The sequence below is a fragment of the Flavobacterium sp. C4GT6 genome (assembly GCF_036347315.1).
In the GTDB taxonomy this organism is placed as follows: domain Bacteria; phylum Bacteroidota; class Bacteroidia; order Flavobacteriales; family Flavobacteriaceae; genus Flavobacterium.
The window spans coordinates 387,589-401,281 of sequence record NZ_JAZGZU010000003.1; the positions used below are offsets into that span (position 1 = coordinate 387,589).

A 13,693-nucleotide genomic window follows, 5' to 3' on the forward strand; every position below is an offset into this window, starting at 1 on the left:
GCAGCTTTATATATTATTTTATCAGTGCAGGCTGCACCCATTTAAAAATGTGTGACTCCTCTGGTATTACAATTCTTTCAGATATTCTTGCCATCCTGTCCGGAAGCTTCATAAGGTAATCCCTTGCTTTCTCGGCTTCGGCAGTAAGACCGTCAATTTTATCAATTTGCCATTTGGCAATCAGTTTTCTAAGTATATCCACATAGTCCATAGCGGTATACACCCCTATACGCTGTGCCGAATCAGAGAACTGCTCAAAAGCACTTCCTATAGCATTACCCGACTCCCTTAAAAAATGGGCTGGCATAGTAATTTTAAGCTTCATCATGTGCTGGAAAGCCAACATCATTTCACTTGGGTCTACTTTAAAAATCCTGTCTACAAATTCACTGTATGCCATATGGTGACGCATTTCGTCTCCCGCAATAAGCTTACACATTTTAGACAGTTTATTATCTCCGTATTTTTTAGCCAGCTGCGACACACGGTTGTGTGAAACATAAGTAGCCAGCTCCTGGAAGCTTGTATAAACAAAGTTTTTATATGGATCCCTGTCAGTACCAATATCAAAACCATCGTTAATAAGGTGGTGTGTGGTCATTTCCACTTCACGCATATTTACCCTTCCGCTAAGATATAGGTATTTGTTAAGTAAATCGCCGTGGCGGTTTTCTTCACCAGTCCAGTGTCTTACCCATTTGCCCCATCCGTTGCCCGGGCCTTTCTCTACCTGTTCAATACCTTCCACATCCATTAGCCATGACTCGTAGGTAGGCAGTGCTTCTTCGGTAATAGTGTCACCCACTAATACCACCCAAAAATCATACGGAAGATCTTTAGCAATCTCTCTAAGCTCCCTAAGCTCTTCCTCAAAACTCTCGCTCTGCGTATCAGGCAGCATATCTGATGGCTGCCATATCTTCTCTACCGGTATAAGATAGTTTTCCACAAAAGAATCAATGTTCTTTTCCAAAAAGTGCATCACTTCTAAGCGGACGTTTTTTATAGACATAATTTCTAATTTTTTATTCCTTGTACAACTGCGTTCTCTGTTCTCTCCATTACCTCTTCAAAAGGAATATTTTTTATGGCAAAAGGTTCCTGTACTGTAAAAGTAACTCGGGCACCTAATCCTAACGGATACTGACCGTAACGGTTCAGTTTCCAAGAATTATTAATACTAACAGGCACAATGTAAGCACTTGGTGCGAACTTACAAAGTATTTTAAGCCCGTTTTCCGAAAACTTTTTCGGGTTCCCGTTTTTACTTCGGGTTCCCTCAGGAAAAATTACTGCCGATCGTGTATTCTTTTCAATGTAGGTAGCAATCTGTTTTATGGCAGGTAAGGCTTGCTTTGGGTCTTTTCTATCTATTAAAACGGAACCGCCATGCCTTAAATTGTAAGACACGCTTGGTATTCCTTTCCCTAATTCTTTCTTACTTATAAATTTAGGGTGAAATTTCCTCATAAACCAAATAATAGGAGGAATATCATACATACTCTGGTGATTGGCCACTATAATAAGCGGTACACCGGTAGGCACTTTCTCTATCCCTTCAAACTTATAGGTAGTCCCTAATATATGTGTTGTTCTTACCAGAAAGAAGTTAAGTATATCAACACTCTTTTTATGCGCCTGATAACCAAATACGTTAAGACAAATCCACTGTACCGGATGAAATATCAGGAGAAACAGCAGAAAAACCAGGTAATATAGTATCGATATAGGATATGACAATATTTTGCCCATATATGTTTTTAAAAAATTCGCGTAAAAGTACAGTCTTTTTAGTTAATAATAAAAACATTTAGTATGCCTGCATACTATTGCAAAAAGAAAGCCGCACCAAGGGCGCGGCTTTAAACTTTAAAAGAGCTTTTATTAGCAATGTTCGTCGTAAGCATCTTTAAGGTTTTCTGCAATCATTTCAGCAGGACGCCCTTCAATATGATGACGCTCAAGCATATGCACAAGCTCACCGTTTTTAAATAATGCCATACTTGGTGATGACGGAGGGAAAGGGAACATAAGTTCTCTCGCTGCATCAACAGCTTCTCTGTCTACACCTGCAAAAACAGTAACAAGCGAACTTGGCTTTTTACCATTATCAAGGCTCATTTTCACACCAGGTCTTGCATTTCTTGCAGCACATCCGCAAACAGAGTTTACTACTACAAGTGTAGTACCTTCTTTAGAAATCGCTTCTTTTACCGCGTCTGGTGTATATAGTTCTTCAAAACCTGCTTCCGATAGTTCGGCACGCATTGGTTTTACTAGTTCTTCTGGATACATAATATATTTATTCTTTAAAAAAGTTATTTAAACTGACTACAAAGATACGTATTTTTTAGCCAAATACTTTTTAAGCAAAGTGTTAAGCTTTTCGTTTTTGAAACTGAAGCAACTGCTGGTAAATCACCTCCCGGGTTCTCTCTTTCAGCTGTTTTTTATCGTCAAGGGTAAGTCCTTTTGTTTCTATAAAGTGATGAACCCTAGCCCTCATAAGTCCCGGAGTCCCACTAAAAAAGGTAAAGGAGAATCGTTTTTTATTGTCGGGAAACGTCATGGGCACAATCGGTATCTGGTGCTCTATAGCCAGGCGGAAAGCTCCGTCTTTAAATTCATCCAGCAGTACATTCTCATCATCGGGCACACCGCCTTCGGGGAAAATACAAATACTTAGCCCCTGGTGCAGTCTTGCCTGTGCGCGCTGAAACACTTCAAAACGGCTTTTGGAACTTTCCCTGTCTACCAGTATACAGGTACGTTTATAAAAGAACCCGAAAACCGGAATTTTTACAAGTTCCTTTTTCCCTACAAAAACAAACGGATTTTTAGAGATTATAAGCATCAGCATTATATCGGTCATAGAGGTATGGTTAGCCACAAGCATGTAGCTTTCTCCTTTTACAAACTTTTGCTCACGCTTAACGGTGTAGTAAAAGCCCATCCCGAAAAGTATGATTTTTGCCCATACCCTTGCCAGCCTGAAAAACTGCGGATAGGTTTTCTCTGAAATGATGGTAAGTATAAGTAAAGGCGACATTATGATTATAGGGACACCCATCAGGATATAAAACCAGATGCGCCAAAGTGTCCAAAAAATCACCTTTAATATTTTCATGCTGCCAAATGTAAGAATTCAATCCCTATTTTTTGGTAAAACCTTTTACCTTTGTGTAAATTTTAAAAGCATATCATGGCAAAAATATTAACTGGTATCCAAAGTACGGGAACCCCTCATTTAGGCAACCTTTTAGGTGCTATTATACCAGCCATAGAAATGGCTAACAAACCGGAGAACGAATCGTTTTTATTTATTGCCGACCTTCACTCTGTTACACAGATTAAGGACGGAAAAACCCTGCGTGAAAACACGTATAGTGTTGCTGCTACATGGCTTGCATTTGGTCTTGACGTAAACAAAGTAATTTTTTACCGCCAAAGCGACGTTCCTCAAACAACAGAACTAAGTTGGTATTTAAGCTGCTTTTTCTCATACAAACGATTACAGTTAGCACACTCCTTTAAGGATAAGGCCGACAGACTTTCAAGCGTAAATGCCGGACTGTTTACTTACCCTATGCTTATGGCTGCCGATATATTATTGTATGATGCCGAATTTGTTCCTGTAGGTAAAGATCAGGATCAGCACCTTGAGTTTACGCGTGATGTAGCTTCTACTTTTAACAGCCAGATGGGCGAAACTTTTGTGCTACCAAAAGGCGTTAGCAGTGATGAAACTAAAATCATTCCGGGTACCGACGGGGAGAAAATGAGTAAGTCACGCAACAACATTATCAATATTTTCCAGGAAGACAAACCGCTTAGAAAGCAAATAATGTCTATAGAAACCGACAGTACTCCACTGGAGGAACCTAAAAATCCTGATACCTGTAATGTATTTGCCATTTATAAATTACTGGCAACACCAGAGCAAACCGAACAAATGAGAGCCAACTACCTGGGTGGCAACTATGGTTATGGTCATGCTAAAAAGGCTTTATTTGAACTTATTACTGAGAAGTTCAAAGAGCCAAGAGAGAAGTATAAATACTATATGGAAAACCTTAATGAAGTAGACGACCTTCTAAAAATAGGATCTGAAAAAGCGGCTGTTATTGCAAACGGTGTACTTGGAAGAGTACGTGAGAAATTAGGTTTCAACTAATACACTTCAATATAAAAAAACAAAGCCCGATTAATGTCGGGCTTTTGTTTTTTTATAGCGATTTCTACTTCAGACGAAACGAAAGACAAATTAAATACTAATTTATATTGCTTCAAAAAGTTTTCCGGGCAACGGCCTTATTACTCCTTTAAGTTCCATAGTAAGTAATAATGACGAGAGTTTAAATACAGGCATACCACATTCCAGCGCTATAATATCCATTAGTTCCTTACCGTTTTTCTGCAAAAAGTCATACACCTTTTGTTCCTCATCTTCCAGTGTAATAAAAAGCTGTTTTTGCACAGCGGCAGGCTTCTGCTCTTCAATATCCCAGTTAAGCATATAAAGCAAATCGGCAGCACCGGTTAGCAAGTGTGCCCGCTGACTTTTTATAAGATCGTTACAACCTGCACTATATTTATCGGTTATACGTCCCGGCACAGCAAACACATCCCTGTTATAATCGTTAGCAATATTTGCCGTAATAAGCGAACCGCCCTTATCGGCACTTTCTATAATAATAGTCGCTTCAGATAATCCTGCTACAATACGGTTACGCTTTACAAAATTCTCTCTATCGGGATTTGAGCTGCTCCAAAACTCGGTCAAAAAACCTCCGTTCTCCTCCATTTTAGCCATGTACTTTTTGTGTACTTTAGGGTATATCTGGTTCAGTCCGTGCGCCAGCACCCCTACTGTTTGCAGGTTGTGTTCCATAGCCAACTGATGGGCAAAAATATCTACCCCATAAGCAAACCCGCTTATAATTACAGGGTTTAGCGGAGCAATATCTTCAATAAGCTTACGGCAAAAATCAGCACCATAAGATGTCATTTGCCTTGTACCTACTATACTTATGGTTTTCCTTCCCTCAAGGTTTATATTCCCCGAACTGAAAAGCAGTACTGGTCCGTCTATGCAGTGTTTCAGTCTTTCGGGATATTCCTTTTCTGTATATAATAAAGGCGTTATTTTTTCCTCCTGTATAAATTTCATTTCAGCTTCGGCCAGCTTAAAAACCTCCTTATCCTGAAGGCTTTTGTAAAGCACCTCGCCAACACCCTCTATAGCAGTAAGCTGTTGCTTTTTTGCCTCAAAAACCGCTTGGGCACTCCCTAAATGATTAATAAGTTTTTTTGCCACTATATCCCCCACACCATCTATCCTGAGCAGGGCCAGTGTGTTAAACAATTCGTTGTCAGTCATTAGTAATTTTAAAGGTTGCGAATAAAATTGGTTTGGCGCAATTGTTAATAAAATTTGTGAATAAAATTTTGCAACTGCAGTTGATTCGTTAAATTTGTTGTTATGATGATAGAGAAACACATATCGGCGCTACTATATCGTTACCAGTGCGTTATCGTTCCGGGCTTCGGTGCATTTTTAACCGAAACCAAGTCGGCCAGCATAGATACAGATACTAATACGTTCTATCCTCCTAAAAAGCTAATTTCTTTTAATGCGAATTTAAAGAATAATGACGGGCTTTTAGCCAACCATATCGCTTTACAGGAAAAAATTTCTTACGAACAGGCTGTAGAAGACATTAAAAAGATGGTTGCCGTTTGGACAGACCAACTTGAAAACGGCGATAAGCTTATACTTAAAAACATTGGTGACCTTACTTACAACAATGAGGGCAGCCTTGTGTTCTATCCTAACACTCCGGTTAACTACCTTACCGATTCTTTCGGTTTAGGCAGCTTTACCTCTCCTGCTATTAAACGTGAAGTTTACAAAGCAGAAGTTGAAGAACTTGAAGAAGAAGTACCGGTACTGTTCACTCCAGAAAAAAGAAAGAAAAACTACTCTTTCCTTAAATATGCAGCAGTATTTGTTGCAGCATTATCTATAGGAAGTGCAGGTTTTAAAGTATACTACGACAATAAAATAATAACAGAAACCCGTATTGCCGAACAGCATGTACAGGAGCAGGTAAATCAGGAAATACAAACAGCAACGTTTTTCCTTGATCCTATGCCGGCAGTAAAACTTACCGTTAAGGAAGATACTGCAGAAGCAGATGAGGAACTTTACTATCACATTGTTGCCAATGCTTTTCGTAGTGAGGCTAACGCTAATAAAGCAGTAAACCAACTAAAAGCCCAGGGCTTTAAAGCAAGAAAACTGGACAAAAACAAGTATGGTTTATACCCGGTGCTTTATGAAAGTCATACCACTTATGAGGCAGCTCATGAAAATCTTAACAAAATAAGGAAGGAATATAACAAAGAAGCATGGCTTCTTGTTAAAGATTTATAAAAATACCGTCCCACGCTACAGCGTGGGATTTTTTTTGCCTTTTCTGTACTATCTTTGCCAAAAAACAATTACATGCAGGCAAAATATCCTACTGATTCTATGTGCATTATGACCGATTTGGTCTTACCCGGAGAAACTAACCCGCTTAACAACCTTTTTGGTGGTGAGCTACTGGCGCGTATGGATCGCGCTGCAAGTATTGCTGCCAGGAGACATTCAAGGAGAATTGTAGTTACCGCCTCAGTTAATCATGTTGCGTTTAACAGATCTATTCCTTTAGGGAGTGTGGTAACGGTTGAAGCTAAGGTTTCACGCACCTTTAAAACATCTATGGAGATTTTTATTGATGTATGGACAGAAGACCGCGAATCGGGCGTTAGGGCAAAAGCAAACGAAGCTATTTACACCTTTGTTGCTGTTGATGAAACAGGCCGACCTGTAGAGATTGCTCCTATTGAGCCTCAAACAGAACTGGAAAAACAACGTTTTGAAGCAGCATTAAGAAGAAAACAACTAAGCCTTGTTCTTGCAGGAAAAATGAGTCCGCATGATGCAACCGAACTGAAAGCATTATTTATAGAATAAAAAAAGGAAGCCATTGGCTTCCTTTTTGTTTATTATCTTTTTGTAATATTCCCTATTACTATTTTAAAGGGTTAAGCCACTGTTGCGGGTTAAGGTAACTTGCATTTTGAACTACATAGAACTTAAGTACTGTTTCTCCTGTAGCCTCATTTGTCCATACCTTACCTAAAGTTTGTTTAATATCTATCTTATCCCCTTTATTTACACTTACACTACTTAAATTAATGTATATGGTCCAATAATTACCGTGACGTACCATTACTGTATAAGCTCCGTCATAAGAAGATGTATGGGTAATCATAGTTACTTCTCCGGCAAATACAGCACGTACATTGGCTCCTTTTGAAGTACTGATATCAACACCGTTATTCTCCAGTTCACTAAGAACCTTTACCCCGGCTGCCTGCCCCCTGTAAGAACCATATCCCTGCGAAATATAGCCTCTTTCTACCGGCCAAGGCAATTGCCCTTTATTGGCTTTAAAGCTATCTGCTAAAATTTTTCCTTCTTTTGTTAGCGGTAATTCATTTTTACCGGATCCACTCACTACAACATTTTTTGCATTCTCTTTAGCGGCTTTACGCTTAGCTTCTTCTATCGCCTCACGAATAAGTTTATCTATCTGTTGCTGTAGTTTCTTTTCTTCCTGTTGTTTCTTTTTAAGATCGGCGGCATATTTCTTTTTATCCTTCTGTATTACCTTAACAAGTGCGTCCTGTTCCTTTTTATCGGCCTCAAGTTCTTTCTTCTGTTTCTCTGTTTCGGCCAGCAGGTTTTCCTTTTCTTTTTTCTGTTCCTTCAGTTTTGCCAGTAACGCTTCAAGTTCATCCATTTTTTCTTTCAGTTCTTCAGCCTGCATTTTCCTGAAGTTAGCATACTGCTTCATGTACTGAATACGCTTGTAGGCCTGCAGGAAATTCTCTGAAGACAGAATAAACATTATTCTGCTTTGGTCAGATCTGCTTTTGTATGATTTAACTATCGTATTAGCATAATCTTCCTTAAGCACCTCAAGTTCTTTTTCAAGCTTGTTAGCTTTTTTCTGATTTAAGTAAATATTATCCGAAAGCAGTCTGCTTTGTTTTTGTATAGTATTAATAAGGTTTTGCGTAAGCCTTATTTTAGCCTCGCTTTCCTTTATTTGTACTAAAACCGATTTTTCTTTTTTATTCTGGGTGCTTATTAAGCTTTGAAATTCTTTTATCTCCTTTTGAAGTTGTGCTCTTTCTCGTTCCAGCTTTTTTTGTTCGGCAGTGTTTTGCCCCCAGCTTAAAGCGGTGGTACATATAAGAAGTAAAGTAAGAAGCGCTCTTGTCATTTTCTCCGTTTCGGTTAGTCTCTATTCTATAAATATACGATCCATGCCTTGTGGTACCTTGTAGGTAAACCTTAGGTCTTCGTTATCAAAGGTAACATTCTTGTATTCAATCTCAATGTATACCTTATCGGCTTTTTCGGCCTCTACCATCACACCTGTAGGTATAACTGATTTTTCATGGTCCCTGAATCCCGGGTAGTTAACCGTAAGTTTTTGTGCTTCATACCCTTTATACTCTATTACCTGTTTCTTTAACAGCAGGTTAGCCGCTTCAAAAAGAAACTCTTTAAAAACACCATTGTCTTCTTTACCCTGTAGTTTATACAAACCTTCCTCAAGTGAAGCTTTGTATTTGCCATCGGCTAAGTTGTCCATGGCACGACCGGTAATTATATTTTGAACCTTATCATAATCAAGATCGGTACCCAGCCAGTCACTCAATATCTGGAAATCGCCTTCAAAATATTCCTTTTGGGTATTTACATAGTAGCTTACCTTATCTTTAGTGATTAATGCTTTAGCAATTGGGAATCCCATTACAGTAGCATTAACCCATATCATTTCATCTTTTTTAATCCTTATATCAAGAGTAAAGTTATACGAATCTCCTCCGCCTTCATAATGAGCACCGGCTCTTATTTGCAGGTTATCAAATTCCAAAGGATTTTCATAATGTCCTTTTACTATCTCTTTAACCGATTTTTCCTTTTCAGCATTTTTTTCAGATATAAGACCCTGTTTCGACTTACAGGAAACAAGCACAGTAATAAGCAGTAAGGCTGCTGTTATTTTTTTCATGGATTATTCTCCGGGTTTTAGCAATTTATTGGCTTTAGAAAAATAAGCCTCTTTTTTCTTTTCATCTCCAAGCCCGGCATAAGCCTCTCCCAGTTGCCTGTTAAAACCTGCCTCAAGCTCAGTATCCTCTACAACAAAGTCTATTCCGTTTTCAAGCCATTCTTTTGCTTTTTTAAACTGCTGCTGTTTATTTGCTGCTAATCCTGCAAAATAATACAGTCTGGCGTGCGTAGGGTACAGTTCTGTATACTGTGTTGCCATATTATACAGCTCGGCAAAATTATTATCTTCAGCATAGCTGTACAACAGTAATTCTATAGTCTCTATATCATCGGCACTGGTCTCCAAACTTTTTTGGAAGTAGTGAATAGCCTGATTAAAATTCCTTTTAGTAAAAAAGAACTTAGCAACTTCTTTAGGAACATTAATCTCTTTGTCATCTTCAAAATAACCTACCGCCCTGTCTAAGTCGGCTTCATATTTTGGATTGTTGTTTGTATAGATAAGAAATTCGTTAAGTACCCTGTGCTTTATTTTGCGATCAATTTTATCACTCCCCAAAACCCTGAACATAGACTTGGCTGCCTCATCTCCTTTATTATCGTTAAGATTAAACTTAAAGAGACTTACCTGAGCCCAGTCTGACTCCGGAATTTCCTTTTGTAACTTCTCGGCTATTTTTGCCGCTTTTTCTTCCTCGTTACTTTCAGAGTACAAATAAATCAGTTCTAAATAATTGGATTCTTCTTTTGGGTTTTTCCTTATGGCTTCCTCAAGGGCTTGTTTTTCAGGTTTATTATACCTGTTATCACTAAGGATTTGCAGTTTATACATTTCCCTGCGCTCAGTATGTCCTACTGTTTCTTCCAGTTCGTTAATAAGTGAAAGTGCCTTATCATACTGATCTGTATACATGTATAACGATACCAAATCTTCCTGATAATACTCTTTTCGCCATTCGGTAAGCTTAAGTACTATGGGTATAGCACTATTGTAATTTTGGGTTTGGTAATATACATCATAAAGCCCCACCCAGTACCAACGGTTTGTCGCATCTAGCTGAGTAGCTTTTAAAAAAGCTTTCTCGGCCTCAGGGTAGTTTTTAAGGGCTAGGTAATTTTTGCCCATTTCATGGTATACTACCGGGTTGTTTGGCTCTTCGGCCTTGCATACTTCCAGGGCCAATAGCGCCTTATCATAATTTTCTATTCCTTTTTGTTTTAGTGCTTCATAAAAGTTATTTTCAAACTTGTCACTGGCCAATGCAATTTTATCGGGCTCCTCCTGGGCACGGGAAACTGCAGGGGCTAATAACATCCCTGAAAGCAATAATCCGCAAAAAAGAATTTTTCTGTTCATATATTTACTCTATAACCGAATAGTCTCCAATACTTATACTGGTAAACTTACCGTTAAATGTAGCGTGGTTACCTATCATGGCATTATCCAAATGAGCATTTGTTATTACCGCATTGGTTTGTACCAGGCTGTTTTTAATCTCACTGTTCTCTACTCTTGTATTGTTACCTAATGATACATTAGGCCCAACAGTAGCATTTTTAAGTACTACATTTTCACCTATAAAACACGGAGGAATAATAGTACTGTTTTCAGTCACTACCGATGATGATACCATTTGCTCACCATCTTTATGTAAAAAGTTAAGCATTCTTGAATTGGTCTCTACAGTTACATTTTTGTTACCACAGTCCATCCATTCGTCTACTTTACCCGGCACAAACTTCAGCCCTTTTTGCTTCATGTTTTCAAGTCCGTCAGTAAGCTGATATTCACCGCCTTTTACAATGTTATTATCCAGTAGGTACTGTAATTCCTCACGTAGGGCTTCACCACTTTTAAAGTAATAAATACCTATAATTGCAAGATCTGAAACAAACTCTTTTGGTTTCTCTACAAAATCTACAATCTCTTTTTTATCATTTAACTGAACAACACCAAAAGCGCTAGGGTCATCAACCTGTTTTACCCAAATAACGCTGTCTGCTGTAGTATCTAACGTAAAATCGGCCCTAAAAAGTGTATCGGCATAAGCCACAACTATAGGTCCGCTCATAGATTCCTTAGCACTCATAATAGCATGAGCAGTACCAAGAGGCTGCTCCTGATAGTAAATAGTACCTTTAGCACCCAGTTTTTCGGCAATGGCAACAAGGTCTTTCTCTACCTGAACGCCAAAATCCTTATGTATTATAAAGGCAATCTCTTCTATTTCCTGATTTATCACACCTGCAATATCCTCCACCAGCCTGTGTACAATAGGTTTTCCTGCAATAGGTATTAACGGTTTTGGTACAGTAAGTGTGTGTGGGCGTAGGCGTGAACCTCTTCCCGCCATAGGAACAATTATTTTCATTCTTATTCTGTTATTTCTATATTGTCGTGTTTAATGAGTGTAGTATACTTAATGGTATTCTCAAAACTTCCGGACAAAGTTGGTTTTATGATTTGATTTTTACTTATTATTTTACACCAGTACTGCCAAAACCTCCGGCTCCACGGCTCGTTTCGGTTAGTACTTCTGCCTCCAGCCATTCGGCACGCTCATGCTTGGCTATAACCAACTGAGCTATCCTTTCCCCGTTCTCAATAGTTACCGGTTCATTAGACAGGTTTACCAATATAACCCCAATTTCTCCGCGATAGTCAGCATCAATAGTACCCGGACTGTTAAGTACCGTAATTCCTTTCTTTGCTGCCAGCCCGCTTCGTGGCCTTACCTGTGCTTCATAACCTATAGGCAATTCCATAAACAATCCTGTTTTTATTATAGCCCTTCCCAGAGGACTCAATACTACTGGTTCATCTATATTAGCCCTAAGGTCCATACCTGCAGAGGCTTCTGTTTCATAATTAGGTAAAGCGTGATTGGATTTATTGATAATTTTTATTGTCATTACGGTAAATATTTATATTTCAAATATATCAAAAATAGCGTGTAAAAGTGCTGTTTTAATAGTGTATTATTTCCTTTTTAGCACTCTGTTAAGGGTTTCTTTTTCGTTTTGGTAAATAAACAGGCTGTAAACAATTATAACAGCTGCACCAACGTAGTAGTTTTCCCTAAAATAATAAAAGTAAACAAGGGACATGGATATGGATAACCCAAGGTAACCTCCTATTTTTTTTAGGTCGTAAGGAATAGGGTAGTACCTGTTCCCTAAAAAGTATGAAATAATCATCATGGTACCATAGGCCGAAATGGTTGCTATAGCCGAACCCATATAGTCGTATTTTTCAATTAACAGAAAATTTAGCCCCAAGGTAACCAATGCCCCTACAATAGATATGTAGGCACCCATTTTGGTTTTATCGGTAAGTTTGTACCATACCGAAAGGTTGTGGTAAATACCTAAAAAGAAATTAGCCAGAATTATAAGCGGAACTACTTTCATCGCTTCCCAATACTCCGGGCTTTTTATTAAAAGTACCTTTATAATATCGGCAAAAACAACTACACCAACCAGTATAAGACTACCAAAAATTATAAAGTATTTGGTTATCATAGCATACGTTTTTGGTGCCGATTCATTTTTAGCATAGCTGAAAAAGAAAGGCTCAATTCCCAGTCTGAATGCTGTGGCATAGAGCGTCATGAACAGCGCTATTTTATAACAGGCTGAGTATTGCCCTACTTTGGCCTTGGCAATATCTTCAGGTAATAGGTTTTCCAATAATATCCTGTCAAACGATTCGTTAATGGCAAATGCAATACCGGCTACTAAAACCGGCAGGCTATAACGCATCATTTTTTTCCAGAGTGCCTTATCAAAACTCCAGTTTATTTTAAAATAGTGCGGAGCCAGTACTAACAACGTAAGGAAACTTGCTATAAGGTTAGAAACGAAAATATAGCCTATCTGGAAATTTTCAATGTAAATCATTCCCCAAAAACTACTTGGCTTTGCTACAGCCCAATCAGGTAATAACGCTATAAACACTACATTAAGCCCAAGGTTTACAGCGACATTTCCCACTTTGACACCGGTATAATAGAGAGGCCTGCCCTGTGCCCGTAATTTGGAAAAAGGTATTATTACCAGTGCATCCAGCACCAGTATCCATATTGTATAAGTAATATACTGCTCTTCAATACCCGACCAGTTGGCAAGGTAAGTTCTGCCTAAAAGTGCCAGAAACAAAAAACCAATAGATGACCAGAAAAGTGATATAGTGGAAGTACTCTCTACCTCACGTGAATTATCTGTACTGTAAAACCTGAAAAAAGAGGTTTCCATACCATAAGCCAGTATCACATTGAACAGTACAATCCACGAAAAAATTACGTTTACATCACCATACTCATCATCCGGAAGATACTTAGTATACAGTCCTACCAAAAGGAAACTAAGCATCCTTGGTACAACCGTTGCCAGTCCGTAAATAGCGGTTTGCTTGAAAAGGTTTTTAAAGAGACTCAAAAGTTAGTCGATTTAGTAAAACAAAAGTAACTATATAAAATGACTAGTCCTAAAATAGCGATACAGGATTAATAATAGTAAAAATACATTTTTTAGACAGAAGTAGCTTTCGGTTTA

At 38.4% G+C, this 13,693-nt stretch carries 14 protein-coding genes; 3 read left to right on the forward strand and 11 right to left on the reverse strand.

Annotated features, from left to right (window positions below; all coding sequences use genetic code 11):
* Window positions 1-13: 13 nt before the first annotated feature.
* The 4 genes from V3Z67_RS06185 to V3Z67_RS06200 all read right to left on the reverse strand — a co-directional run bounded on the left by V3Z67_RS06185 (window position 14) and on the right by V3Z67_RS06200 (window position 3,127).
* Window positions 14-1,012, reverse strand: coding sequence for an acyl-ACP desaturase (locus V3Z67_RS06185; protein ID WP_330442478.1), 999 nt, complete (start codon window positions 1,010-1,012; stop codon window positions 14-16).
* A gap of 5 nt (window positions 1,013-1,017) precedes the next feature.
* Window positions 1,018-1,752: a lysophospholipid acyltransferase family protein gene (locus V3Z67_RS06190; RefSeq protein WP_330442479.1), complete on the reverse strand. Its 735-nt coding sequence runs from the start codon at window positions 1,750-1,752 to the stop codon at window positions 1,018-1,020.
* Window positions 1,753-1,884: 132 nt separating this feature from the next.
* Window positions 1,885-2,295: a BrxA/BrxB family bacilliredoxin gene (locus V3Z67_RS06195; protein ID WP_035131614.1), complete on the reverse strand. Its 411-nt coding sequence runs from the start codon at window positions 2,293-2,295 to the stop codon at window positions 1,885-1,887.
* An 82-nt stretch (window positions 2,296-2,377) separates the two neighbouring features.
* A complete protein-coding gene (locus tag V3Z67_RS06200; protein WP_330442480.1) occupies window positions 2,378-3,127 on the reverse strand; it encodes a lysophospholipid acyltransferase family protein in 750 nt (249 codons plus the stop codon).
* 75 nt (window positions 3,128-3,202) lie between these two features.
* On the opposite strand from V3Z67_RS06200, the gene trpS reads away from it, so the two are divergent.
* Entirely contained in the window at window positions 3,203-4,174 is a 972-nt protein-coding gene (gene trpS / locus V3Z67_RS06205) for a tryptophan--tRNA ligase (RefSeq protein ID WP_330442481.1), read from the forward strand.
* A 102-nt stretch (window positions 4,175-4,276) separates the two neighbouring features.
* Here trpS and dprA read toward each other — a convergent pair whose 3' ends face one another.
* A complete protein-coding gene (gene dprA, locus V3Z67_RS06210; protein WP_330442482.1) occupies window positions 4,277-5,380 on the reverse strand; it encodes a DNA-processing protein DprA in 1,104 nt (367 codons plus the stop codon).
* A 102-nt stretch (window positions 5,381-5,482) separates the two neighbouring features.
* Between dprA and V3Z67_RS06215 the strand changes: the two genes are divergently transcribed.
* Together V3Z67_RS06215 and V3Z67_RS06220 are read left to right on the forward strand one after the other, a co-directional pair.
* Window positions 5,483-6,436, forward strand: coding sequence for an SPOR domain-containing protein (locus V3Z67_RS06215; RefSeq protein ID WP_330442483.1), 954 nt, complete (start codon window positions 5,483-5,485; stop codon window positions 6,434-6,436).
* Window positions 6,437-6,508: 72 nt separating this feature from the next.
* Window positions 6,509-7,021, forward strand: a complete 513-nt coding sequence (locus V3Z67_RS06220) for an acyl-CoA thioesterase (protein WP_330442484.1) — start codon at window positions 6,509-6,511, stop codon at window positions 7,019-7,021.
* A 58-nt stretch (window positions 7,022-7,079) separates the two neighbouring features.
* Here V3Z67_RS06220 and V3Z67_RS06225 read toward each other — a convergent pair whose 3' ends face one another.
* The 6 genes from V3Z67_RS06225 to V3Z67_RS06250 all read right to left on the reverse strand — a co-directional run bounded on the left by V3Z67_RS06225 (window position 7,080) and on the right by V3Z67_RS06250 (window position 13,576).
* On the reverse strand, window positions 7,080-8,339 hold the full coding sequence (locus V3Z67_RS06225; protein WP_330442485.1) for a murein hydrolase activator EnvC family protein: 1,260 nt from the start codon (window positions 8,337-8,339) through the stop codon (window positions 7,080-7,082).
* 21 nt (window positions 8,340-8,360) lie between these two features.
* Window positions 8,361-9,137: a DUF4292 domain-containing protein gene (locus V3Z67_RS06230; protein ID WP_330442486.1), complete on the reverse strand. Its 777-nt coding sequence runs from the start codon at window positions 9,135-9,137 to the stop codon at window positions 8,361-8,363.
* A gap of 3 nt (window positions 9,138-9,140) precedes the next feature.
* Window positions 9,141-10,496 (reverse strand): tetratricopeptide repeat protein, encoded by a 1,356-nt coding sequence (locus V3Z67_RS06235; RefSeq protein WP_330442487.1) that lies wholly within the window; start codon window positions 10,494-10,496, stop codon window positions 9,141-9,143.
* Between the two features lie 4 nt (window positions 10,497-10,500).
* The gene (locus V3Z67_RS06240) at window positions 10,501-11,511 is read right to left on the reverse strand and encodes a sugar phosphate nucleotidyltransferase (RefSeq protein ID WP_330442488.1); all 1,011 of its coding nucleotides are present in this window, start codon (window positions 11,509-11,511) and stop codon (window positions 10,501-10,503) included.
* 106 nt (window positions 11,512-11,617) lie between these two features.
* Window positions 11,618-12,052, reverse strand: coding sequence for a dUTP diphosphatase (gene dut / locus V3Z67_RS06245; RefSeq protein ID WP_330442489.1), 435 nt, complete (start codon window positions 12,050-12,052; stop codon window positions 11,618-11,620).
* A 66-nt stretch (window positions 12,053-12,118) separates the two neighbouring features.
* Complete coding sequence (locus tag V3Z67_RS06250) at window positions 12,119-13,576, reverse strand: lipopolysaccharide biosynthesis protein (RefSeq protein WP_330442490.1); 1,458 nt, start codon at window positions 13,574-13,576, stop codon at window positions 12,119-12,121.
* Window positions 13,577-13,693 lie beyond the last annotated feature (117 nt).

Bases quoted from the DNA above. Each gene is read 5' to 3' on its own strand.
- V3Z67_RS06185 (WP_330442478.1), bottom strand. From the start codon at position 1,012: ATGTCTATAAAAAACGTCCGCTTAGAAGTGATGCACTTTTTGGAAAAG.
- V3Z67_RS06190 (WP_330442479.1), bottom strand. From the start codon at position 1,752: ATGGGCAAAATATTGTCATATCCTATATCGATACTATATTACCTGGTT.
- V3Z67_RS06195 (WP_035131614.1), bottom strand. From the start codon at position 2,295: ATGTATCCAGAAGAACTAGTAAAACCAATGCGTGCCGAACTATCGGAA.
- V3Z67_RS06200 (WP_330442480.1), bottom strand. From the start codon at position 3,127: ATGAAAATATTAAAGGTGATTTTTTGGACACTTTGGCGCATCTGGTTT.
- trpS (WP_330442481.1), top strand. From the start codon at position 3,203: ATGGCAAAAATATTAACTGGTATCCAAAGTACGGGAACCCCTCATTTA.
- dprA (WP_330442482.1), bottom strand. From the start codon at position 5,380: ATGACTGACAACGAATTGTTTAACACACTGGCCCTGCTCAGGATAGAT.
- V3Z67_RS06215 (WP_330442483.1), top strand. From the start codon at position 5,483: ATGATGATAGAGAAACACATATCGGCGCTACTATATCGTTACCAGTGC.
- V3Z67_RS06220 (WP_330442484.1), top strand. From the start codon at position 6,509: ATGCAGGCAAAATATCCTACTGATTCTATGTGCATTATGACCGATTTG.
- V3Z67_RS06225 (WP_330442485.1), bottom strand. From the start codon at position 8,339: ATGACAAGAGCGCTTCTTACTTTACTTCTTATATGTACCACCGCTTTA.
- V3Z67_RS06230 (WP_330442486.1), bottom strand. From the start codon at position 9,137: ATGAAAAAAATAACAGCAGCCTTACTGCTTATTACTGTGCTTGTTTCC.
- V3Z67_RS06235 (WP_330442487.1), bottom strand. From the start codon at position 10,496: ATGAACAGAAAAATTCTTTTTTGCGGATTATTGCTTTCAGGGATGTTA.
- V3Z67_RS06240 (WP_330442488.1), bottom strand. From the start codon at position 11,511: ATGAAAATAATTGTTCCTATGGCGGGAAGAGGTTCACGCCTACGCCCA.
- dut (WP_330442489.1), bottom strand. From the start codon at position 12,052: ATGACAATAAAAATTATCAATAAATCCAATCACGCTTTACCTAATTAT.